The following is a 23,096-nucleotide window of genomic DNA, read 5'->3' as shown; positions in this document are numbered from 1 at the left end:
CCCGGCCTGACCAACTTCAGAAGCACCTCGCGCGACGGAGACCATGATGCGCATCCCATCCAGCACCTATCGATTCCAACTGACGTCGGAGTTCGACCTCGACGCGGCCGCCGAGCAGCTCCCCTACCTGGAGCGGCTCGGCGTCGGATGGGTGTACCTCTCGCCCATCCTGCAGGCGACCCCGGGCAGCACCCACGGCTACGACGTCGTCGACCCCTCGAAGGTCGACGACGAGCGGGGTGGCCGAGAGGCGCTCGAGCGGTTCTCCGCACAGGCACGCGAGCTGGGCCTCGGGGTGCTCGTCGATATCGTGCCGAACCACATGGGCGTCGGCACGCCACGCGACAACCCGTGGTGGTGGGACGTGCTCGCGAACGGACAGGACGCGGCGCACGCCGAGTCCTTCGACATCGACTGGGAGGCGGGGAGCGGCAAGCTCCTCATCCCGACCGTCGGCGACGACGACATGCCACGCGAACGCGGGGACGCGATCGCGAACGTGACCGTGGACGCCGAGGCCGGTGTGCTGCGCTACCACTCGACCGAGTACCCGCTGGCCGAGGGTTCCGCTCCGGAGGGCGCGTCCGTGCGCGAGGTGCTCGACAACCAGCACTACCAGCTCATCCACTGGCGCCAGGGCGACACCCGCCTGAACTACCGCCGCTTCTTCACGATCACGTCGCTTGCGGGCATCCGCGTTGAGGACGACGACGTGTTCGACGAAGCGCACGAGGAGATCTTCGACTGGATGCGGCACCGCCTCGTCGACGGGCTCCGCATCGACCACCCGGACGGGCTGCGCGACCCCGGCGGCTACCTGCGCCACCTCGCCGACCGGACGCGCGGCGCGTACGTCCTCGTCGAGAAAATCCTCGAGGGCGACGAGTCGCTGCCCGCGGACTGGCGCACGGCAGGCACAACCGGCTACGACGCACTCGGGCAGATCGACCGCGTCCTCGTCGATGCCGACGCCGAGGAGCTCCTCGACGAGCTCGCCGGAGCGGACGGCGCTCCGATCGACTGGGAGCAGCTCATCCACGAGGCGAAGCGTGCCGTCGCGGACATCTCGCTGAACGCCGAGATCCGCAGGATCGCCCGCGAGCTGCGCTCGACCGGCCTCGAGGACGAACTCATCGAGGACTCGGTCTCGGAGATTGCCGCCCATTTCAGCGTCTACCGCAGCTACCTCCCGACCGGGGCCAACCACCTCACGCAGGCGGCGCAGGCTGCGAAGGAGCAGCGACCCGACCTCGCGGAATCCATCGCCCGCATCCTGCCGTTCCTGGAAGCGCCTGAGGCCGAGGCTGCGCTGCGTCTCCAGCAGACAACCGGCATGATCATGGCGAAGGCCGTGGAGGATCGATCCTTCTACCGGTACGCGCGTCTCACCTCCCTCAACGAGGTCGGTGGAGACCCGAACGTGTTCTCCATCACGCCGGAGCGGTTCCACGAGCTGCAGACCGCACGATCCCGCGACTGGCCCGACGCCATGACCACGCTCTCGACCCACGACACGAAGCGGGGCGAGGACACGCGAGCCCGCATCACGGCTCTCAGCGAGGTGCCCGAGTTCTGGGCCGAGAGCGTCGCGGAGCTGCAGAACGTCGCCCCCATCGACGACAACGCGTTTGCCCAGCTCACCTGGCAGGCGATCGTCGGGGCCTGGCCCGCGTCACGGGAGCGCCTCAACGCCTACCTCGAGAAGGCGGCACGCGAGGCTGACCTGCACACGAGCTGGACCAACCCCAACGAGGAGTTCGAAGAGCAGCTGCGATCAGCGGTCGACGCGGTCTTCGACAACCCCGTCGCGTCGAACGTCGTCCAGAACGTCGTCGCCGAGACGCAGTCGGCCGGCTGGTCGAACTCGCTCACCGCGAAGATCGTGCAGCTCACGATGCCGGGCATCCCCGACGTCTACCAGGGCACGGAGCTCTGGGCGCGCACGCTCGTGGACCCCGACAACCGGCAGCCCGTGGACTACTCGTCGCGCACTTCGGCGCTCGATGCCATCCTGCACGGCGCGGTACCGGAGATCGACGATTCCGGGGCCGCCAAGCTCCTCGTCACGGCCGCGTGCCTGCGCCTGCGGCGCAGTCGCCCCGAGCTCTTCACCGAGTACGAAGGCATCGACGCGAACGGTCCGGCCGCCGAGCACGCGCTCGCCTTCTCCCGCGGCGGCGCCATCACGATCGGCACCCGCCTGCCCATCGGTCTCGAGCAGGGCGGCGGCTGGATCGGCACGACCATCCCGCTGCCAGAGGGCGAGTGGATCGACCAGCTCACCGCCGCCGTCTACACAGGCGGCAAGGACGTGCCGCTCGCCGCGATCCTGCAGCAGTACCCCGTGGCCCTCCTGGCCAAGTCCTAGCCGCCGCCCGCATCCACACACCTCGCCTTCCACCAAGGAGATCTCCGTGCGCGATTCCCGCTTCGACGTCTGGACACCCCACGCCGAGACGCTGACCCTGCTCCTCGACGGCACCGAGGTGCCGATGCGCCGCACCGAAGCCGACTGGTGGGTTCCGGATGCGGCGCTCGAGCTCGACGAGGAGACCCACGACTACGGGTACCTCGTCGACGGCGATACGACCCCCATCCCGGACCCCCGATCCCGCTGGCAGCCCGATGGCGTGCACGGACTCTCCCGCACGTTCGACGCGGACCGCCACCCGTGGGTCGACGGCGACTGGACAGGTCGGTCGTTTGCCGGCTCGGTCATCATCGAAGTGCACATCGGCACGTTCACGCCGGAAGGCACCCTCGACTCGGCCATCGGTCGACTCGACCACCTGCAGGAGCTCGGCGTCGACTTCGTCGAGGTCATGCCGGTCAACGCCTTCAGCGGCACCCACGGCTGGGGGTACGACGGGGTCGACTGGTTCGCCGTTCATGAGGGCTACGGCGGGCCCGCCGCCTACCAGCGCTTCGTCGATGCCTGCCACGAGCGCGGCATCGGGGTCATCCAGGACGTCGTCTACAACCACCTCGGGCCGTCCGGCAACTACCTCGGCAAGTTCGGCCCGTACCTCTCCGACCACCACGCCACGGCGTGGGGCGACACCGTCAACCTTGACGGTGAGAACTCCGACGAAGTGCGGGCCTACATTCGCGACAACGTCGCCATGTGGCTCCGCGACTTCCACGTCGATGGGCTGCGACTCGACGCGGTGCACGCTCTTGTCGACGACCGTGCCGTGCACATCCTCGAGGAGCTCGCACGTGACGTCGACGAGCTCGAGGCGCATGTCGGCCGCCCGCTGACGCTCATCGCCGAGTCCGACCTCAACAACCCTCGGCTCATCACCTCGGACGAGGCGGGCGGCTACGGACTCGACGCCCAGTGGTCAGACGACTTCCACCACGCGGTGCACGTCAACCTCACGGGCGAGACAAGCGGCTACTACGCCGACTTCGCGGGCCTCGACGCGCTCGCGAAGGTGCTCACGAATGGCTTCTTCCACGACGGCACCGTCTCGACGTTCCGCGGCCGCCACCACGGCCGCCCCCTGCCCGCGCAGACCCGGGCCTGGCGACTCGTCGTCTCCTCACAGAACCACGACCAGATCGGCAACCGCGCGATCGGCGACCGCCTCACGGCGACGCTCTCTCCGGGACAGCTCGCCATCGCAGCGACCCTCGAGCTCACTTCGCCCTTCACGCCGATGCTCTTCATGGGCGAGGAATGGGGGGCCACGACGCCCTTCCAGTTCTTCTCCTCGCACCCGGAGCCCGAGCTCGCGAAGGCGACGACCGAGGGCCGCATCGGTGAGTTCGCACGCATGGGGTGGGACGCGGAGGTTGTCCCGAACCCCCAGGATGTGGAGACCTTCAACCGCTCGAAGCTCGACTGGAGCGAGCTCGAGAAGCCAGAGCACGCGCGCCTCCTCGAGGTGTACCGCGAACTCATCGCGCTGCGTCGGCGCGAGGCCGACGTCACCACGCCGTGGCTCGATGCGAGCAGCGTCGACGTCTCGCAGGAGCACGGCACGCTGGTCATCACGCGCGGCGGCCTCCTCATCGCCGTGAACTTCTCCGGCCTCGAGCGGGAGCTTCGCGTCGAGCGCGCCACCGAGGTGCTGTTCGCGACGGATGCGCGGGCAACGCTCGGTACCACGACAGGCACCACCACCGGAGCGCCCGTCGGCACCGCCTTCGTGCCACTCCGCCTCCCCGCGGAGAGCGCCGCCGTCGTCCGCGCGACACGCGCCTGACTCAGCCTCCGCCAGGCGCCCTGCTTCCTCCGCCGGGCGCCTGGCGCTGACCGACCTCCGTGATCACATGACGTTCCGGGCGTCCGGCGACCCGAAAACACGCTTTCATCACGCAAGTTGCACACGCGGGCGAAGCCGTACCCGGCCCAGCTCCCGAAGGCAGACTCGCTTGTCGCTTGTCGCTTGTCGCTTGTCGCTTGCGGAGCGTCGGCGTAGCCTGACCCGCATGTGCAGAAACATCACTGAGCTGCGTGGGCTCGAACCCGCCGCGAACGACACCGAGATCGAAGCCGCAGCACGCCAGTACGTGCGCAAGGTCTCTGGAATCACGCATCCAACCGACCGCACTCGCGAGGCTTTCGAGAATGCGGTACGCGAGATCGCGCACATCACGGAGCACCTCCTTGAGGACCTGCCAGAGCGGCGTCAGCCGCCCAAGACTGTCCCGCCGCTGCGCCGACCAGAAGTGCAGGCGCGCATCGCCGCACGGGAAGCCGCCAAGACGGCCTCGTAGCGCGCAGCATCGGATGCTCGGAACAGTGTCGTCCGGGGCGGCCTCCATGCGTCCTCGGCGCGATCCTCCGCGGCGGGCCCCCGGCGCGATTCAGTGGCGGTCGGGCGACTCGTCCTGCGTGCGGTTCGCACGCTCGCTCAGGCCGACCGTTCCGTCACTCCGCTCGCCCCGACCGAGCAGCGAGGCCGGGCGTAGCGCGAATTTGCCGAAACGCGCGACGGCCTGGTCGACTGCCCGTTCCGCAGCTTCCCAGTCGTCGTCCTCCTCGGCGCCGAAGAGCGAAAGCTGGCCTGAGCTGCCGGCCTCCACGAGACGCTCGGCGCGCACGCCGATGAGGCGGACGGGCCTTGGGGGCACGAGGGCCGCCCGAAGCATCTCGCGTGCCTCCAGGTACAGCGAATGGCCGACATCGCTCGGCTCGGCGAGCGTGTGCGAGCGCGTGATCGTCGAGAAATCGGACCAGCGGAGCTTGATGCCAACCTGGCGAGCCTGCAGACCTGCGCGACGCAGGCGCGTGGCCACGGCATCCGCTTGTGCACGCACCTCGCGCTCCAGGAAGACGAAATCGTCAACATCCTCGAAGAACGTCTGCTCGTGGCTGATCGACTTCTCGCGGTGCGCCTCCTCGATGCCCCGCTCGTCTCTGCCCCACGCCAGCGCGCTGAGCTTCGCGGCTCCCGCCTTGCCCACCGCCCGCTCGAGCACCGGCACCGGCGTGTGGGCGAGGTCGAAGACCGTGTGGATGCCCATTCCCCGCAGCTTCGCCTCGCTTTTCTCGCCGACGCCCCAGAGGGCCCCGACCGGGAGGTGATGCAGGAACGGGATCGTCTCCTCGTGCGGGATCACGAGCATGCCGTTCGGCTTGCACTTGCCGGATGCGAGCTTCGCCACGAACTTCGTGGACGCGGCGCCGACAGAGCACGTCAACCCGGTCTGCGCCTTCACACGCTCGCGCAGCCGTGCCGCGATCTCGCCGGGCGATCCGAACAGAAGACTCGCGCCGGACACGTCGAGGAACGCCTCGTCGATCGAAAGCGGCTCGACGAGCGGCGTGAACTCCCGGAAGATCTCCATGACCTGCTGGGACGCCTCCCGGTACTTGTGCATGCTGCCAGGCAGCACAACCGCCTCTGGGCATCGAGCAATGGCCTGGTGCATCGGCATGGCGCTGCGCACGCCCCGAGCCCTCGCCTCGTAGCTTGCGCTCGAGACGACCCCGCGCTCCCTCGTGCCGCCGACGATGACGGGCTTGCCGATGAGGTCGGGCCGCTCGAGGAGCTCGACCGCGACGAAGAAGGCGTCCATGTCGACATGGAGGATGCTCGCAGACGAGTCGCGGTCGGACGCCGCACCCGTCTGCCGCACACCCATGTCTTTCCTGGTCATGCATCCATTGTGCGATGTCCCACCGACATCCGCAGGACGCACCCGGACATCTGCCCGACGCTCTCCGCGAATAGACTCTGCGCATGCAGCTCAACGAGTCTCGCGCCTGGACCGCCTTCTACGCCCCCGGAACCCCGAAGGACATCGAAGTCCCGAACGGCTCACTCCCCGACATGCTGTCGGAGATCTCCGAACGGTTCCCCGACAAGCCCGCGATCGAGTTCTTCGGCGCGCAGACGACCTTCGCCGAGCTGCAGGATCAGGTGCTGCGGTTCGCCCAAGGCCTGCGCCGCATCGGTGTGAAGCGCGGAGACAGGGTCGCCCTCATCATGCCGAACGCGCCGCAGCACGTCGTCGCGTTCTACGCAGTGCTCCGCCTCGGGGCCGTCGTCGTCGAGCACAACCCGCTCTACACACGCGACGAGCTGCGCACGCAGTTCGAGGATCACGGCGCGGAGATCGTGATCGCCTGGGACAAAGCAGCACCCACCGTGCAGTCGCTCCCCCACAGCCTCGGCATCCGCCACGTTATCGCGGTCGATGTGACGAAGGGCATGCCACTGAAGACGCAGCTGCTGCTGCGCCTGCCCATCGCGAAGGCCCGGGAGTCGCGGGCCAAGCTCAGCGCGAAGGCCCCTGGCACCGTCCCGTTCGAGAAGCTCGCGAAGCAGCAGCCGCTCGACGCCAGCATCCCGACGCCCGGGCCAGAGGACCTCGCCAGCCTGCAGTACACGAGCGGCACGACCGGCAACCCCAAGGGTGCGATGCTCACGCACCGCAACCTCTGGTCGAACGCACGCCAGGGTGCCGCGTGGATGCCAGAGTTCACGGCTGGCAACGAGACGATCTACGGCGTTCTCCCGATGTTTCACGCATTCGGCGTGCTGCTCTCCGTCATCTACTCCGTGAGCGTCGGCGCGAAGGCCGTGCTGTTCCCGACCTTCGACCCCGAACTGGTCGTCGAGGCGTCCAAGAAGTCGCCTGCCACGTTCATTCCCGCCGTGCCGCCCATGTACGACCGCCTCGCGCGCGTCGCCAAGGAGGGCAAGCTCGACCTCTCCGGAGTGATCTACGCGATCTCGGGGGCCATGACACTGAACGACGCCATCGTGCACCGCTGGGAGGCCGTCGCCGGCGGTCAGCTTGTCGAGGGGTACGGCCTCACCGAGACATCGCCAGTGGCGCTCGGCAACCCGTTCACCGACAAGCGCAAGACCGGGACGATCGGCATCCCGTTCCCGTCGACGTTCATCAAGGTCACGGATCCAAGCGACCCGAGTCGGGAGGTCGAGCTGGGTGAAGTCGGCGAGCTGCTCATCAAGGGCCCGCAGACGTTCCAGGGCTACTGGAACCGCCCGGAGGAGACCGCCGAGGTGCTCATCGAGGGCGGCTGGGTGCGTTCAGGCGATCTCGTCGTGCAGGACGAGGACGGGTTCGTGACCGTCGTCGACCGTAAGAAGGAGCTCATCATCACGGGCGGCTTCAACGTGTCGCCCTCCGAGGTCGAGCGAGTTGTCACCGAGGTCCCCGGAATCGCAGAGGCTGCAGTAGTCGGCATCAAGCGAGGCGGCGGGGCCGAAGTTGTCACCGCCGTTGTTGTGCTCGACGTCGGGGCGACCTTCGACGAGGCCGCGGCGCGCGCGTTCGTCCGCGAACGGCTCTCGGAGCACAAGGTCCCCCGCTCGTACGTCGTCTGGGAGGAGCTCCCGAAGTCGCTCATCGGCAAGGTGCTGCGCAAGAAGGTCCGGGATGCCCTCCAGCAGGACCGCAACGCGACAGCCGCCGCGGCAGACAAAGGTGACGCACCCGCCGCCAACCCCGAGGCGAAGTAGTCCAGCACACACGAAAGCCCGCCTCCTGCGTTGCAGGGACGGGCTTTCGGCGTTGGCGTTGCTCGGGACTCAGCTTCCTGAGACGTACCGTTCGCCCTCGGCCGTCAGGCGCGTGCCGCTCGGGCCCTCGAGGTCCACGAGGCCAGCGCGTGCCGCCTGTCGGACTGAGGCGGCCAGGTTGACTGGCACCCGCCACGTCATGCGCTCGAATTCGCCCGAGATCGTCGCCGACGAGACTTCGCTGTCGGCGCTCAAGATGGAGTCGATGGCAAGTGCGATGCGCTGCCCGTTATTCGTCGGCTTGAGCTCAGCAGCTCGTTCTTCCAGGCTCTTCGCCTGAGCGGCGGCACGGGAGCGGCCCGCGGCGCCACCGCGAGCACCGGCTCGCGTGCGGGAAGCGATCGGCGTCGTTCCCGCGCGGCTCCCCGTGGCCGCTTCCGGGGCGACCTTGGGGGCCGAGGCTCGCCCCTGGCCGGCTCCGGCCCGAGTGGAGGCCCGGACGGACGAGCGTGGGCTGCGCACCGGATCCGGCTTCGCTGCTGTTGGAGAACCGGCCGCCTTCTGCCCGGTGGTGGCTTCCGGGGACTGCACCACCTCAGGCTGGGCGCTATTGATCCCGGACGGGCGGCGCGTTCGTTCGGCCCTGGCCGATCCGGCCGAGGTGCCGCCGGCCCGTGCTGAACCGCTCCGGCCCGACGCCGGAGCCGGCTCCGCGGCCGTCAGCGCATCAGGAGCCGTTGTTCGGATGTCGATCGGCGCGAGGTCAGCAGCGTCGACGCCGAACTCGACCACCGCGGTCACGTAGCTGTCGAAGACGGCCCGGTGCACCGCCGTCTCGTGCTGCTCGACAAGAGCGACGATCCCAGGCATCGCCCGGACGAGCCGCGCAAAGCCGTGTGCATCGTCGCCGTCGTCCGCGAGCAGACCCGTAACTCGAACCGTGTGCGCCCGCTCGCCTGCGTCAACCTGCTCATCGGCCTGCTTGTCCGCCTTGGGAGCGGACTGGCTCGGCTTCTTCGCCGAAGACTTCTTGACTCCGCTGGACGCCGTCGGCGCTGGTGACGCCTTGCTCGGCTTCTTGCCGTCATCCCTAGCCCGCGAGCGCTTCGCCGGCTTGGCTAATGACGAGTCGGCCAGGGCTTCTGTCCCCGCCGGTGTTGTCTGGGCCGGTGTCGTCTGGGCCGGTGTTGTCTCTGCGGCCTCGGACGTCGGCTGCCCGTCGAACGTGTCCACCAAAGCGGACTTGGCGTTCTTGTCCTTCTTGTCCTTCTTGTCAGCCTTGTCAGCCTTGACCTTCTTGGCCGACGGAGTGGAGTTATCCGGCTTGTCCTTCTTGCCGGACTTCTCCTTCTGAGCGGCCTTATCGTTCTTGGCAGCCTTATCCTTCTGGCCGGCCTTGTCGTTCCTGCCCGCCTTGTCCTTCTTGCCGGCCTTGTCCTTCTTCTCGGCCTTGTCCTTCTTTTGGGGCTTTCCCTGCTTCTTGGCAGCGGTATCTGCCGCCGCCTCGCGTGCCACGGCAGGCAGGTCCGCGGCCTCGTCGGCGGAGCCGGGGCGCACCACGGTCTTGGGCGGCTGCACCCGTTCCTTCTTGACCTTCGCGCGTGGCCCGCCCTGTGTAGCATCGGGCCGCTCGACGCGGGATTTCTTGCCAGATTTCTTGCCCATACGATTCACTTCTCCGTTCACCGAGGCCATGTGGCTCTGACGTTATCGTCAGAGCCACAGAGGCACCTAGGTCGTGCCCGACAATTCCTCGGTGTACGACTTGAGTCCTACGAGTTCTGCGCGCGCTCCAGGACAAGCTCGCGGACACGTGCGGCATCCGCCTTGCCCCTCATCGCCTTCATGACCGCACCGATGACCGCGCCTGCGGCCTGCACCTTGCCGTCGCGGATCTTCGCGAGCACGTCAGGCTGCTGCGCGAGGGCCGCGTCGATGGCCTCGATGAGCGGCCCGTCGTCGCTGACGACGGCGAGGCCGCGCGACTCGACGACCTCGGCGGGCGAGCCCTCTCCTGCGAGCACTCCCTCGAGCACGTCACGAGCGAGTCGGTCGTTGACCGTGCCGGCCGTGATGAGTCCGTCGAGCTCGGCGATCTGCTGCGGTGTCGCCAGGTCAGTGGCCTGCACGCCGCGATCGTTGGCGATGCGCGAGAGCTCGCCCATCCACCACTTCTTGGCGCCAGCCGCGGTCGCTCCGGCAGCGACGGTCGCGTCGACGACCTCGAGGAGTCCGGCGTTCGCGATGTCTTGGAACTCCTGGTCCGCGAAGCCCCATTCCGCCTTGAGGCGACGCCTCCGGGCGACGGGCGCCTCCGGGAGCGTCGCTCGGAGCTCCTCGACCAGCTCGCGGCTGGGCCTCAACGGCATGAGGTCCGGCTCCGGGAAGTACCGGTAGTCGTCGGCATCCGACTTCGGACGGCCAGACGAGGTGCGTCCCGTGTCCTCATGCCAGTGGCGCGTCTCCTGCGTGATGCTGCCGCCGGCCGCGAGCAGCGCCGCCTGGCGCTGGATCTCGTAGCGGACGGCACGCTCGATCGACCTGAACGAGTTGACGTTCTTCGTCTCCGTGCGCGTGCCGAGCTTCTCCTCGCCACGCGGACGCAGCGAGACGTTGGCGTCGCAGCGAAGGTTTCCGCGCTCCATGCGGGCCTCCGAGACGCCGAGCGCCCGGACGATGTCGCGAATCGTCGACACGTATGCGGCCGCGAGCTGCGGCGTCTGCGCCTCGCCTCCGAAGATGGGCCGGGTCACGATCTCGACCAGCGGCACGCCCGCACGGTTGTAGTCGACCAGCGAGTACTCGGCACCCTGGATACGCCCGGTCGAGCCGCCGACGTGCGTCAGCTTGCCTGCATCCTCTTCCATGTGGGCGCGCTCGATGGGCACGTGGAAGACGGTGCCGTCCTCCAGTTCGACCTCGACCTCCCCATCGAAGGCGATGGGGTCGTCGAACTGCGAGATCTGGTAGTTCTTCGGATTGTCCGGGTAGAAGTAGTTCTTGCGAGCGAAGCCCGAGACCTCGGCGATCTCGCAGCCGAGCGCAAGCCCAAGCGCGATCGAGTAGCGAACGGCCTGCTCGTTGACCACCGGCAGCGTGCCTGGGAGTCCCAGGTCGACGGGTCCGATGTTGGTGTTCGGTTCGCCGCCGACCTCGTTACCGGAATGGTTCGGGGTGTCGGAGAACATCTTGGTCTTGGTGCCGAGCTCGACGTGCACCTCGAGACCGATGACGGGCTCGTAGAGTTCGAGCGCGCGGTCGTAGTCCATCAGCTCTGGCTTGGCCATCAGCGTGCACCTGCCTTCAGCTGGGGCGCCTGCGCGAGCAGCGGTCCGCCCCATCGGTCTTCGAGAGTCTGTTCAAGTGCCGCGGCCACCGTGTAGAGGCGCGCGTCGTCACGGGCTGCCGCCATGAACTGGATGCCGACGGGCAGTCCGTTCTCCGGTGCGAGGCCTCCCGGCACGGAGATGCCGGGGACGCCGGCAAGGTTCGCGGGGATCGTCGTGAGGTCGGCGAGGTACATGGCGGTCGGGTCTTCGGCCTTCTCGCCGAGCTTGTAGGCAGTTGTCGGCGAGGTGGGCGCGGCGAGCACGTCGACCTCGGCGAACGCGGCGGCGAAGTCCTGCTGCACGAGCGTGCGCACCTTCTGCGCAGAGCCGTAGAAGGCGTCGTAGTAGCCAGCCGAGAGCGCGTAGGTGCCGAGCAGGATGCGGCGCTTCGCCTCATCGCCGAAGCCCTTGCTCCTCGTTGCCGACATGACCTTCTCGACGGTTGTCGCGGAGGCGTCCGTGACCCGCAGCCCGAAGCGCACGGAGTCGTAACGGGCGAGGTTGCTTGATGCTTCAGCCGGCATGATCAGGTAGTACGCGGCCACCGCGTACTCGAAGTGCGGTGTCTCGATCCAGGAGATGATCGCCCCGCGTTCTTCGAGGGCGGCGAGCGCCTCCTGGAAGCGCTGCGTGACCCCTGCCTCGAAGCCTGCCCCGTCGGCGATCTGCTTCGGCACGCCGATGCGGAGCCCGCGCACGGAGTCGGCCTGGCAGCCTGCGATGGCTGCATCAGTGAAGGACGGCCACTCCCCCGTGAGCGAGGTGGAGTCGCGGCGATCGTGACCCGCGAGCACGTCGTGGAGCGCTGCCGTGTCGAGCACGTTGCGGGCTGCTGGCCCGATCTGGTCGAGCGAGGAGCCGAGCGCAAGCGCGCCGTACCGACTGACTCCGCCGTAGGTGGGCTTCATGCCGACGGTGCCGGTGACGGATGCGGGCTGGCGGATGGACCCGCCGGTGTCGGTGCCGAGGGCAAGCGGCGCCTCGTAGGCGGCTACGGCCGCGGCGGAGCCTCCGCCGGATCCACCCGGGATGCGCTCGAGGTCCCAGGGGTTGTGCGTGGGGCCGTACGCGGAGTGCTCCGTGGAGGAACCCATCGCGAACTCGTCGAGGTTGGTCTTGCCGATGATGACGAGGTCATCGCCGCGGAGTCGTTCGACGACGGTCGCGTCGTATGGCGGGACCCAGCCCTCGAGGATGCGCGACCCAGCGGTTGTCGGCGTGCCCTTCGTGGCGATGTTGTCCTTGACGGCGACGGGGACACCAGCCAGCGGCGCGAGCTTTTCTCCTGCCTGCCGCTTCGCGTCGACACGCCCCGCGGCGGCAAGCGCGGCGTCGGCGTCGACGTGGAGGAACGCATGGACGTCACCGTCGACAGCTTCGATGCGCTCGAGGTGCGCGGTTGTCGCCTCGATGGAGCTGATGCTGCCAGCAGCGATCGCGGCTGCCAGTTCGGTGGCGCTCAGGCGCGTGATGTCGGCGCTCACTGCTCCTCCCCCAGGATTGCGGTGACGCGGAATCGGGTCCCGTCGCTGTCCGGGGCACCCGCGAGCGCGGCGTCGCGGTCAAGCGGCTCGCCGGCCACGTCGGCGCGAGTCACGTTGTGCATCGCGATCGGGTGAGTTGTCACCTTGACGTCTGGCGTTGCCACCTCCTGCACTTTCTGGATGAGGTGCTGGATCTCGATGAGTTCGCCGGTGACGCGCTCGATCTCGCCTTCGGCGAGGTCGATGCGCGCGAGCTGAGCGAGGTGCTCAACGTCGGCGGCAGTGATGTCGGTCATTCGTCTCCGATAGTGCGTCGGCCAGGGCTGGACAAGTCTAGGCCGCGCTCGGGGCGCGGCCGTGCTCGGCCCTAGCGTGATGGCTGCTGATTACTGGCGTGGTGGCTGCTGCTGCGGCGGCCAGGGCTGCTGACCGTTATCCGGCCAGCGGGGGTCGAAGCCGGGTTGCCCCTGCTGCGGCGCCTGCCCCGGGTATGGCTGCTGCCCCGAGTACGGAGCCTGACCCTGCTGCGGTCCCTGCTGCGGCGGGCGCTGACCCTGGTGCGGCTGTCCGTTGTGTGGCTGCCCGAACGGAGGCTGTCCCTGCGGCGCCTGCCCGAAGGGAGGCTGGCCATTCCAGGCACCCTCCTGCGGCCGCTGCTGGGGTTGGCGCGGCTGAGGGAACTGCTGTGGCTGGCCCTGCTGCCCGGGATCGAAGCCGCCCTGCTGGCCACGGAACTGCTGGCCACGGAACTGCTGGCCACGGAACTGCTGGCCCGGGAACTCCTGGCCCGGGAACTCCTGGCCCGGGAACTGTTGGCCGGGGACCTGCTGGCCGGGGAATGGGCTACCAGGGACCTGCTGACCTGGGAACGGCTGGCCCGAGAGCTGCTGCCCCTGGAACGGCTGGCCATTGTTCTGCTGGCCGTGGTTCTGCCGGCCCGGGTACTGCTGGCCAGGGAACTGCTGAGGCGCCTGCCGAGGGTCGCCTTGCTGCTGCGGAGCGCCGTAGTCAGCCCCGGAAACGGGAGGCTGCACCTGAGCTTGCTGCCAGGAGCTTCCCTGCTGAGCTGGCCCGCCCTGCTGAGGAGCCTGACCCTGCCATGACTGGCCCTGGTGCGGGGCTTGCTGCGGCCAGTCCGGCTGCCCGGGCTGGGCCTGAGTGCCCGGCTGGCGCTGGTTGCCAAATCGTCCCTGGTTCCCGGGCTGTCCCTGGTTCCCGGGCTGACCCTGATTCCAAGGCTGGCCCTGGTGGCCGAACTGCGCAGCCTGCTGGTACGGCCGCCCTGGCTGACCGAACTGGCCTGGCTGACCGAACTGGCCTGGCTGGCCGAACTGCGGCGGCTGACCGGAAGGGGGCTGCTGCGTCGGGCCGCCGAACTGGCCAGCCGGGGCGCCCGTTGGCGGGGCTCCGTACGCCGAGGGAGCGGCCTGGGGTGGATTAGCGAGGTGCGGCGGCAGGAATCCCTGGGCGGCACCTTCGCCGGGTGCGGGCGCGGGAACGGGTGGCGGTCCGCCAACGGGCGGAGCAACTGCCGATGGAGGGGTACGTTCCCACCGCGGGGATGCGTCAAAAGGCTGCCAGGGCGCGCTCGGCGACTGCGAGACGGCCGAGGACACGACCGAGGACGGGGCTGCGGGGCTGCCTGCTGTTGTGGAAGTAGCTGCTTCATCCGGCTGAACCGAACGTTGCGGGGCCTGAACGTACGGGGCAGACGCGGGGACAACCGGAGGCGTCGGGGCCGTCGAACCTGCAGGCGGGACAACCGGGACCGGCGCGGGCTGCACGTCTGCGGTCTGGAGCTCGTGAAGCGGCTCTGCGGGCGCATCCGCCGGCGCCTGGTCCAGCCTGATGCCCGCATCCGACTCATCCGATGCGGCGGCCGTGGGCTCGCCCGGATCTGAAGAGTCAGGCAGCAGCTCTGGAGACTCGGTCAGCGGCGACTTCTCGAGCGAGACGACGGCCGGTGCACTTGGCTCCGCGAATTCGCTGCGAGATGCCTGCGGCTCCTCGGCCGGGGACTCCCCCGCCGATGCCGGTTCGTCCGCTTGGACGGCCTCGGCAGGACGCGCGTCTTCTGCGGGGTCCACGGGGTCGGAGGGCTGATCCTCTTCTAGCGCTGCCACCGAGGCGCCGCCGCTGTTGGCGGTCGTCTGGTCTGGGGCGACCCGCACCACGAGGATTCGCTTGGCGTCGTCCAGGGTGACCTCGACGTTGCCGGCGCTCGTGGTGAGCTCGTAGCTGGACTCCCCCGTGCGCTGGAGCTGAGACTCTGTACGGGCCGCGTAAGCGTGGAGCGCGCGCACGTGATCACTGAGCACGCCCGCGTCGAGCGCTTCGAGAATGGCGCGAGTGGCGCGCTCCGCGGTCGTGGGGGTGTCCGAACCCGCCTGCACCATGAGATGCACCTGGACGCCAGGGGCAGCCTCGACCACCACGCTGTCGCGCGAACGGGTGAGCGACTTGGCGGCGAGCACAAGCACGAGCGGCGGCGTCTCGTCCGTCTTCACAACTGAGGACGACAGCTGCTCCGGCCCTCCGTCGAGAACAAACGACCGTACCCGCCCGGCGAGCGCGATGGCCTGCTCCGGGAAGTTGTTGACGTTGTTCCAGCCCCACATCCACGTGCCAGCGCTCTGCGCGACGCTGCCGATGAGCTGCACCGGCAGGACCGTTGCGTTCGGCTGTGTCTGGTACGTGATCGACGGGGCGGTGAGGTCGACATCCCATCCGGCGTCGCCGAGCTGCTCCGTGAGCTGCGCCTGCGCGTCGAAGTGGAGGATGGCGGCGTCGTCCGCCAGATCTTGCAAGCTCACACTGAGCATGGTTCCCCGTTCCTCCGCGGCGAGCCGATGCCACGGCCTGCACACTGTAGCCGAGCGACCGGGCCGCAGCCTCGGAGTCCGCTCCTGGTCGTCAGAGCCAGGCCGGCCCTCATTCTTCGTCGGCTCGCAGATGCTCGACAGCGCCTGGCCCACCCTCAATGAGCAGTCGGAACCCATCGGCGTCCAGAATGGGGATGCCGAGTTCCTCCGCCTTCGTGAGCTTCGAGCCGGCGCCGGGCCCAGCGGCAACGAAGTCCGTCTTCTTCGACACGCTCCCCGCCGCCTTGCCGCCCGCCGCGATAATCGCTTCCTTGGCGCCGTCCCGCGTGAAGCCCTCCAGGGTTCCCGTCGCCACGATACTCAGTCCCGAGAGCGGCCCCTCCGTGCTTGCCCGAGCTCCGGGGCCAGGATGATCGGGAGTCGCGAAGCGGACTCCTGCTGCCCGCCAGGCCTCGATGATGTCGCGGTGCCAGTCCTCGGCAAGCCACTCGACGATCGCGTCGGCGATCGTCGGCCCGACGCCTTCGACCTGCGCGAGCTCCTCGGCGGGCGCAGCCTCGATGGCCTCGAGCGAACCAAACCAGTCCGCGAGCGCGCGCGCCGCGACCGGGCCGACATGGCGGATGTTGAGCGAGACGAGCTGACGCCAGAGGTCCTTCGTCTTGGCTACCTCGAGCTGCTCGAGCAGAGTTGTGGCCTGCTTGGAAGGCTCGACAAGCCTGAAGTCCTTCTTGATGCCAGCCTTGCGTCGCTCCGCGGGAGTCATCTCCTCGGAGCCGGGCGGGTACACAAGCGATACCTTCTGGAACGGCGCGCGACGAACGAGCTCGCCTGTCTCCTCGTCGGTCTTCGGCTCACCGGTCTCCGAGTCTCTGACGACGACCTCGATGGGGACGATCTCCTCGAGGGTGAGCGCGAAGAGCCGTGCTTCCGTCTCGAGCGGCGGCTGCTCGGGGACTGTCGGCTGGGTCAGCGCGGCGGCTGTGACCTCGCCGAGCGCATCTACGTCGAGACCGCCACGGGAGCCGATGTGCTCGACTCGACCGCGAACTTGGGCGGGGCACGATCGCGCGTTCGGGCAGCGCAGGTCGACGTCGCCCTCCTTCATGGGGCGCAGCCGTGTGCCGCACTCGGGGCAGTCGCTCGGCATCACGAAGTCGCGCACGTCGTCGCCGCGCAGCTCGAGGACGGGGCCAAGCACCTCGGGGATCACGTCGCCTGCCTTGCGCAGCACGACAGTGTCGCCGATCTTCACGCCTTTGACGCGCACCACGTCCTGGTTGTGGAGGGTGGCCATCCGCACAACGCTTCCGGCGACCTTGACAGGAGCCATGATCGCGAACGGCGTGACGCGTCCGGTCCGGCCGACGCTCGCCGCGATGTCGAGGAGCTTCGTGTGGACTTCCTCTGGCGGGTACTTGTAAGCGATGGCCCAGCGGGGAGCGCGGCTCGTCATGCCGAGCTCGTCGTGCAGGTCGAGTTCGTCGACCTTCACGACGATGCCGTCGAGCTCGTGCTCGACGGAGTGGCGCTCCGCGCCGTAGCGCTCGACGAACTCGACGACGTCGTCGACGGATGCGGCGACCTTCGCGTACGGCGTCACAGGCAGACCCCAGCCAGCAAGGAGCTTGTACACCTGGCTCTGCGACTCCACGGGGGGCGCGGGCCAGGCGCCGATGCCGTGCACGTACATCTGGAGAGAGTGGAGTCGGAGCTCGCCCGCCTCGCGCTCGAGGCCGCTCTTCTTCTCGAGCTGCTGGCGCAGCCCGCCGCTTGCGGCGTTGCGGGGGTTCGCGAAGTCCGGGAACCGCTTGGTGGCTCGCGCCAGTTCGGCTGCCTCGTCGAACTCACCGCGGGTTGCGGCTGGACGCGCCTCCCACCTGGCCCTGTACTCCTCGACGGCGCGGGGCCGCAGCGCAGCCTGGAACTCGTTGAGCGCCTCGAAGGCGGCGACCGGGATGAAGACCTCGCCACGCACCTCGACGAGCGGCGGGTGCCCTTCGCCCGCGAGGGTGGCAGGGATGCCATCGATCTGCAGGGCGTTCTGCGTGACTTCCTCCCCCGTGCGGCCGTCGCCGCGGGTCGCCGCGGTCACGAGCTTGCCGTGCTCGTACCGCAGGGCGATGGCCAGTCCGTCGATCTTCAGCTCAGTAAGCCAGTCGACGCGTCGCCCAGCTGATGCCTCGGTCTTGGCGCACCACTCTCGCAACTCGTCGAGCGAGAAGACGTTGTCGAGCGAGAGCATCCGCTCCGCGTGCTCGATGGGACGCAGCCCCTCGGCGACGCCGCCGCCGACGGTCTGCGTCGGCGAGTCCTGCGACTGCAGCTCCGGATGCTCGCGCTCGAGCTCGTCGAGCTCGCGGACGAGTCCGTCGTACTCCGCATCCGAGACCAGCTGCGCGTCGCGCTCGTAGTAGGCGGCCTGGTAGCCGGCTACAAGCTCCCGCAGCTCGTCGACGCGGACGCGTGCGTCCTCGAAGGAGGTCATGCCGCCGCCCCGGAGCGGGAGCTGAGCTTGGCCAGCGCGGCCTTGCGGCTCACGTTGAGGAGCCATTCGTGCTTGCCCGAGAGCCGCTTCGCAGCGCGCTTCTCGCTTGTCGTCTCGAGGTAGCTCTGCACGATGCCGACGATGGCGACCAGGAGCGCGAAGACCGCGAACACGATCTGCCACGTGGGTTCCAGCTGCATGAGGAAGTTCGAGGCGAGGAAGACCGTGCCGCCGATGAGGAACCAGAGCACCAGCGCGAGGATCCAGTCCTTCGCGCCGAACGGGCGGGACTCGAGGGTGCACCTCTTCGCCAGCTGAAGCGCGGGAGCAGCGAAGTGCTCGTCGTAATCGCTCCGCCACCGCTCAGGATCGGAAAGGTTCTTGTACTTCTCCGCCCAGCGCTCCGCTCGGTCGGTGAGCAGATCCATCGCCTCGCCGTCCTTCAGTACGGAGCCCTCTGCCTGCTTGCTCATGCTGCCTCCTGCCCGCCAGCGCTCTGCGCCCCGGATTCCCCTGCGACGGTTGCATCGCCCTGAACTGCGCTGACCGTGCGATCAATAGTGAACTGGCCGAGCACGCGTGTGCCGACGTAGACCACCGCAGTCTGGCCGGGGGCGACACCGACGAGGGGCTCATCCACGACGACACTCCATTCGACGCCTGGAATCGTCGCGTCGTCGCGGGTGCTCTCCGCGCTTGCGGTGACCCGCGCGGTCGCGGGCACGGGATCGGCGTGAGCGCGGATCTGCACGTCGCAGCGGAACTCTCCGTCGGCCTCGGCCTTCGCGGCGCCGGTCCAGCTCATCCGCTGACCCGCGATCTCGGCGATGTTGAGCGCTTCCTTCGGCCCAACGACAACCTCGTTGGTCTTCGGTCGGATCTCGAGCACGAACCGCGGCTTGCCGTCGGGAGCTGGCACGCCCAGGCGGAGCCCCTTGCGCTGCCCAACGGTGTAGGCGGTGGCACCGTCGTGCTCGCCCAGCTTCGCACCCGCGCTATCCACGACTTCGCCGGTCGCGGTTCCGATGCGGTCGCCGAGCCATCCCCTGGTGTCGCCGTCCGGGATGAAGCAGATGTCGTGAGAGTCGGGCTTCTGCGCCACGCTGATGCCACGCTCAGCGGCCTCCGCGCGAATGAGGTCTTTCGACGGGGTGTCCCCCAGCGGGAAGTAGCAGTGCTCGAGCTGCTGCTGCGTGAGCACGCCGAGCACGTACGACTGATCCTTGGCCCAGGCGCTCGCGCGGTGCAGTTCGACGAGGCCGTCGTCACCCGTGTCGAGCGTCGCGTAGTGACCGGTGCACACGGCGTCGAACCCGAGGTCGATGGCTTTCTCCAGCAGCGCGGCGAACTTGATCTTCTCGTTGCAGCGCATGCAGGGGTTCGGCGTGCGGCCTGCGCTGTACTCCGCGATGAAGTCGTCGACGACGTCGAGCTTGAACCGCTCGGAGAAGTCCCACACGTAGAACGGGATGCTGAGGAGGTCGGCGGCGCGGCGCGCATCCATCGAGTCCTCGATGGTGCAGCACCCCCGCGACCCCGTGCGGAGGGTACCTGGCATTCGGGAGAGGGCGAGGTGCACGCCGATGACGTCATGCCCGGCCTCGACGGCTCGGGCTGCTGCGACAGCGGAATCGACCCCGCCGCTCATTGCGGCTAGAACTTTCACCGCATAAGTGTACGTCGGGCCTCCGACAGAGCCCCCGGGACGGTCTTCGGACTCTGATATTTTGACCATGTTCAGCGGCAGTGAATGACGATTACCCGAGGCAGGCAACGCGTGAGCGACATCCCAGACTCCCCCTCCTCATTCGCCACCGATCTCCAGGCGCTGCGCGAACAGGCGGGCAAGCCGACCATCATGAGGCTCGCCGACGAAACGGGCATCTCCAAAAGCGTGGTGGGCGACGCCTTCGCTGGAAATCGCCTACCGACCGAGAAGACAGTCGCGGGCTTGGTCAGGGCGCTCGGCGCTGACCCGGACCCGTGGCTCGAACGCCGCAGCGCGCTTGCGTCGAACGCAAACGCAAACGCAAACATCGACGCCGCGCCGGTCGCCGACCAGACAGCAGCGCCGGAGCCTCGACGAACGGACGTGGAAGCTGGAGCACCCGCGACGGCCGCGCAGCTGCCGCCGCGCGTATCCGCTGCCCCGACAACCGGCTCGGCAGCTGCCCCGTCGGCTGGCATCTCGAAGCGCAGACTCGTGACCACGACCCTTGCCGCTGCCCTCGTCTCGGCGGCCGTGACGAGCGGCATCTGGTTCGGCGTCGGGCAGCTGAACGCCAAGCCGGACCCCTACGCCGAGATCGCCGACGGCATGGATCCCATGCAGACGATCTGCCGCGACGACGCGGTTGTCGCCGCGAGCGAGATGCGCGACCGCGAGACGCAGGTGCAGATGATGTACTCCACGAGCTGCCAGGCGGTCTGGGGTCGAGTCACGAGATATGACGGCATGGCCGCAGGCAACGAGCTGACGATGTCCGTCTACCCCGCCGTCGATCGCGACTCGGAACGCGGCCAGTCGGTGTCAGCTCACGACGTGCAGTCGGTGTACACGACGCTCGGTATCAGCCCGGAGACAAGCGAGCGCTGGTGCGGACTGGCGACCATGACGGCCGAAGGATCGACCATCGACCTCGGGCCGGAGCTCTGCATCTAGGTCGTGTCTGACACTCCCTAGCGGTGCACTCTCCGGCCCGGGTGCGCATATCAGCCGATGTGCGTCGCCGAGGTCGTCGTTGCGGGCTCCGAGCCGGTCGCGAGCGGCTTCTCGCGCAGGAACGACAGCGCGATGATCGAGATGACCGTCAGGGGAACCAGGGCGAGGAAGATCGGGATGAGCGCCTCGTTGTACGACCCGACGATGATGGCACGCAGCTGATCAGGCAGCTCGGCGATCGCCGCGGGCGTGAACGAGCTCGCGCCGTCCTCTGCCGCCGCCCCAGCGGGAAGACGGTCGGCGACCATCTGCGTCAGGCGCGCGGCAAAGACCGAGCCGACAACTGCTGAGCCGAGCGTCGCTCCCACCTGGCGGAAGTAGTTGTTCGCCGCCGTCGCCGTGCCGACGATGCGCGCTGGGAACGAGTTCTGCACGATGAGGGTCAGCAACTGCATGCTGCCGCCGAGCCCGACGCCCATGATGCCGAGAGCGACGCAGATCAGCCAGATTGGACTGTCGACCGTGACAAATGAGAGCACCCCGAGGCCAACGCCGAGCACTGCTGAACCCGCGATCGGCACCCACTTGTAGCGTCCCGTCCGCGAGACGTACTGGCCGCTCAGGATGGAGGTGATGAGCAGAGCGCCCATCATCGGGGTCATGAGGAGGCCAGACACGGTCGGGCCCGAACCCGTCACCATCTGCAGATACGTGGGCATGTAGCCGAGCGTGCCGAACATGATGACCCCCGTGGAGAGGCTCGCGATCGTCGTCAGGATGAAGTTGCGGTCGCGGAACATGCCAAGCGGCATGATCGGGTTCGCAGCGCTGCGCTCGACGAACACGAAGCCGACGGCCGAGACCACCGCGAGCGCTGCGAGGAGCAGGATCGTCGGGGAGGTCCACTCGTACTGCGAACCACCCCAGGTGCCGACAAGCACCAGCGCGGTCGTGGCCAGGGAGATGAGAGCCATACCGCCGACGTCGATGCGGGTGCGCTCGTGCGCGGGACGCTTCGGCAGGCGCAGGAGGAAGACTGTCGCGAGGAGCGCGAGCGCGCCGAGCGGCAGGTTGATCCAGAACACCCAGCGCCATCCCGGGCCCTCCGTGAACCAGCCACCGAGGAGCGGGCCCGCCACGGACGAGAAGGCGAACACCGCGCCCATGACGCCCATGTACTTGCCACGCTCGCGGGCGGGCACGACGTCAGCGATGGCGGCCTGCGACAGGATCATGAGGCCGCCACCGCCGAGGCCCTGAACGATGCGCGCCCCGATGAGCAGCTCGATCGACGGGGCCAGCCCGCCGAGGACGGAGCCCGCGATGAAGAGTCCGATAGCGATGAGCAGCAGCGGCTTGCGGCCGAAGAGGTCAGAGAGGTTGCCGTAGACGGGCATCATGACGGTGGAGGCCAGGATGAAGGAAGTCACCACCCAGCTCATGTGCTCGACGCCGTGCAGCTCGCCGACGATGGTCGGCATGGCGCTGGAGAGCACCGTGTTGTTGAGCGAGGCCATGAGCATCGTGACCATGAGGCCGAGGAAGAGGGGAACGATGCTGCGCTTGTGAGAACCGGCGGCGCCGGCCGCGGCAGTCCGCTGAGTGGCGTGCGAGGCGGGGCTTGTCAGCGCGGCCGTGGCTGCCTGGGCTTTCTCGCCAGTCTGGGCATTCTCGCCAGTCTGGGCATTCTCGCCTGTCGAAGCGTCGGCGCGGGCCTGCGAATCGATGCTGGGGGGAGTCGTCATAGGGCTTCTGAGATCGCTTTCCGGAAGATGTCGATGGAGTTGTTGATGGCGGCTTCCCTGTCGACGAGAATGCCGTGCGGGTCGTACCTGCTCGTGAAGCGGAGGATGGTCGCGGCGAGCGACAGCAGCGCCTTCGCCGACTCGATGCCGCCCGGGAGGGACTCGGCCGCGGTATCGGCGTCCTGCGCGGTCAGGATCGCGAGGACGATGTCCTCTGCCGCGCTGATGTGGCGCCTGAGGCGTTCCTCGAGCACGGGATGCTGGTCGGCGAGCGTGCGTCGCCTGGGGAAGTCGTCATGGTCGGGGATCGCCGAGTCCAGAACAGCGAGCATGAGCCGCATCGTGCGACCGAAGGAGTCGCCGTCGCCCGCGCGGTAGTCGTCAAGCGCCCCCGCCGGCAGCGTTGGCGCCTGCATGCCGAGGACCGCGTCTTCCTTGCTCGGGAAATAGTTGAAGAAGGTGCGGCGCGAGACGCCCGCCCGATCGCTGATGGCGTCGATCGTCGTCTCGTCGAGGCCACGTTCGATCGTCAGGTCGGCCGCAGCGTCGTGGATGGCGTGCCAGCAGTCGATGCGGTTGCGTTCGCGGAGAGAGAGGGCTGAGTTCGACACCACTCAAGAATA

General features: G+C 68.4%; 16 protein-coding genes. 5 read left to right on the top strand and 11 right to left on the bottom strand.

Going from position 1 to position 23,096, the window contains the following annotated elements; all coding sequences use genetic code 11:
- Window positions 1-46 precede the first annotated feature (46 nt).
- The 3 genes from treY to C5B85_RS05825 all read left to right on the top strand — a co-directional run bounded on the left by treY (window position 47) and on the right by C5B85_RS05825 (window position 4,725).
- On the top strand, window positions 47-2,368 hold the full coding sequence (gene treY / locus C5B85_RS05835) for a malto-oligosyltrehalose synthase (protein WP_104285168.1): 2,322 nt from the start codon (window positions 47-49) through the stop codon (window positions 2,366-2,368).
- A 46-nt stretch (window positions 2,369-2,414) separates the two neighbouring features.
- The gene (treZ, locus tag C5B85_RS05830) at window positions 2,415-4,211 is read left to right on the top strand and encodes a malto-oligosyltrehalose trehalohydrolase (protein ID WP_104285074.1); all 1,797 of its coding nucleotides are present in this window, start codon (window positions 2,415-2,417) and stop codon (window positions 4,209-4,211) included.
- Window positions 4,212-4,437: 226 nt separating this feature from the next.
- Complete coding sequence (locus C5B85_RS05825) at window positions 4,438-4,725, top strand: DUF2277 domain-containing protein (protein WP_104285073.1); 288 nt, start codon at window positions 4,438-4,440, stop codon at window positions 4,723-4,725.
- A gap of 90 nt (window positions 4,726-4,815) precedes the next feature.
- Here C5B85_RS05825 and dinB read toward each other — a convergent pair whose 3' ends face one another.
- The gene (gene dinB / locus C5B85_RS05820; RefSeq protein WP_104285072.1) at window positions 4,816-6,111 is read right to left on the bottom strand and encodes a DNA polymerase IV; all 1,296 of its coding nucleotides are present in this window, start codon (window positions 6,109-6,111) and stop codon (window positions 4,816-4,818) included.
- An 83-nt stretch (window positions 6,112-6,194) separates the two neighbouring features.
- Between dinB and C5B85_RS05815 the strand changes: the two genes are divergently transcribed.
- Window positions 6,195-7,943 carry a long-chain-fatty-acid--CoA ligase gene (locus tag C5B85_RS05815; RefSeq protein ID WP_104285071.1) on the top strand — a complete coding sequence of 583 codons (1,749 nt, stop codon included), beginning with the start codon at window positions 6,195-6,197 and terminating at the stop codon, window positions 7,941-7,943.
- Between the two features lie 69 nt (window positions 7,944-8,012).
- Here C5B85_RS05815 and C5B85_RS19130 read toward each other — a convergent pair whose 3' ends face one another.
- The 8 genes from C5B85_RS19130 to mnmA form a co-directional block, all read right to left on the bottom strand.
- Window positions 8,013-9,608 (bottom strand): hypothetical protein, encoded by a 1,596-nt coding sequence (locus C5B85_RS19130; RefSeq protein WP_181064298.1) that lies wholly within the window; start codon window positions 9,606-9,608, stop codon window positions 8,013-8,015.
- Window positions 9,609-9,715: 107 nt separating this feature from the next.
- Window positions 9,716-11,230, bottom strand: a complete 1,515-nt coding sequence (gatB, locus tag C5B85_RS05795; protein ID WP_104285068.1) for an Asp-tRNA(Asn)/Glu-tRNA(Gln) amidotransferase subunit GatB — start codon at window positions 11,228-11,230, stop codon at window positions 9,716-9,718.
- Window positions 11,230-12,756, bottom strand: coding sequence for an Asp-tRNA(Asn)/Glu-tRNA(Gln) amidotransferase subunit GatA (gatA, locus tag C5B85_RS05790; RefSeq protein WP_104285067.1), 1,527 nt, complete (start codon window positions 12,754-12,756; stop codon window positions 11,230-11,232). Before gatA ends, gatB begins: the two co-directional genes overlap by 1 nt.
- On the bottom strand, window positions 12,753-13,052 hold the full coding sequence (gatC, locus tag C5B85_RS05785) for an Asp-tRNA(Asn)/Glu-tRNA(Gln) amidotransferase subunit GatC (protein WP_104285066.1): 300 nt from the start codon (window positions 13,050-13,052) through the stop codon (window positions 12,753-12,755). Before gatC ends, gatA begins: the two co-directional genes overlap by 4 nt.
- Before the next feature lie 90 nt (window positions 13,053-13,142).
- A complete protein-coding gene (locus C5B85_RS05780) occupies window positions 13,143-15,569 on the bottom strand; it encodes a DUF6882 domain-containing protein (protein ID WP_146077859.1) in 2,427 nt (808 codons plus the stop codon).
- Between the two features lie 118 nt (window positions 15,570-15,687).
- A complete protein-coding gene (gene ligA, locus C5B85_RS05775; protein ID WP_104285064.1) occupies window positions 15,688-18,066 on the bottom strand; it encodes an NAD-dependent DNA ligase LigA in 2,379 nt (792 codons plus the stop codon).
- Entirely contained in the window at window positions 18,063-18,539 is a 477-nt protein-coding gene (locus C5B85_RS05770; RefSeq protein ID WP_104285063.1) for a hypothetical protein, read from the bottom strand. The genes ligA and C5B85_RS05770 overlap by 4 nt, the downstream gene beginning before the upstream one ends.
- Window positions 18,536-19,732, bottom strand: coding sequence for a tRNA 2-thiouridine(34) synthase MnmA (mnmA, locus tag C5B85_RS05765; protein WP_258070607.1), 1,197 nt, complete (start codon window positions 19,730-19,732; stop codon window positions 18,536-18,538). The genes C5B85_RS05770 and mnmA overlap by 4 nt, the downstream gene beginning before the upstream one ends.
- A gap of 111 nt (window positions 19,733-19,843) precedes the next feature.
- On the opposite strand from mnmA, the gene C5B85_RS05760 reads away from it, so the two are divergent.
- Entirely contained in the window at window positions 19,844-20,728 is an 885-nt protein-coding gene (locus tag C5B85_RS05760) for a helix-turn-helix transcriptional regulator (protein ID WP_181064297.1), read from the top strand.
- A gap of 50 nt (window positions 20,729-20,778) precedes the next feature.
- Here the strand turns inward: C5B85_RS05760 and C5B85_RS05755 are convergent, their stop codons facing one another.
- Together C5B85_RS05755 and C5B85_RS05750 are read right to left on the bottom strand one after the other, a co-directional pair.
- Entirely contained in the window at window positions 20,779-22,473 is a 1,695-nt protein-coding gene (locus tag C5B85_RS05755) for an MDR family MFS transporter (RefSeq protein ID WP_146077858.1), read from the bottom strand.
- The gene (locus C5B85_RS05750; RefSeq protein ID WP_181064296.1) at window positions 22,470-23,084 is read right to left on the bottom strand and encodes a TetR family transcriptional regulator; all 615 of its coding nucleotides are present in this window, start codon (window positions 23,082-23,084) and stop codon (window positions 22,470-22,472) included. Before C5B85_RS05750 ends, C5B85_RS05755 begins: the two co-directional genes overlap by 4 nt.
- Window positions 23,085-23,096: the final 12 nt, after the last annotated feature.

The sequence above is a fragment of the Pseudoclavibacter sp. AY1F1 genome (assembly GCF_002931075.1).
GTDB lineage: Bacteria > Actinomycetota > Actinomycetes > Actinomycetales > Microbacteriaceae > Pseudoclavibacter.
Note: the sequence above shows the minus strand (reverse complement) of the source record. Positions and strands in the feature narration are given on the sequence as shown.